The 338-nt window shown below is 59.2% G+C and carries 1 protein-coding gene; it reads right to left on the bottom strand.

All coding sequences use genetic code 11. From position 1 onward, the window contains the following. The coding region (locus RN22_RS25255) for a hypothetical protein (RefSeq protein ID WP_046308449.1) at nt 1-338 on the bottom strand (338 nt) is incomplete at both ends.

The raw sequence follows: 338 nt of genomic DNA, 5'->3' as shown, positions 1-338 counted from the left end.
GTATCGGAGGCAGTCGCCGTGAGGGTGTAGTTACCATCATTAAAGCTGCCGCCATCACTGATTTCCGCGGTTGGGATGGTAATGGTCACAGCGGTGCCTGCAGTCCAGCCATCAGGCACGGTGGCAGATATCTCAGCAGTTGAACCGTCCGGTTTGGTCAGGGTAAGGGTGACGGTGTCGCCCGGTTCAATGCCTGTTGGAGGGGTGACCAGCACATCAATGCCGTCACCGGCTTCGTCCTTATTGATGCCGTCAGCCGCTTCAGGGATCGCCACCAGAGGCAGTTCATCCGTGCCGTTTTCCCCGGTGCCTTGACCCGGTGCTGTGGTGTCGACGGT

Origin of the sequence: Grimontia sp. AD028 (genome assembly GCF_000973155.1) — a bacterium.
In the GTDB taxonomy this organism is placed as follows: Bacteria; Pseudomonadota; Gammaproteobacteria; order Enterobacterales; family Vibrionaceae; genus Enterovibrio; species Enterovibrio indicus.
Note: the sequence above shows the minus strand (reverse complement) of the source record. Positions and strands in the feature narration are given on the sequence as shown.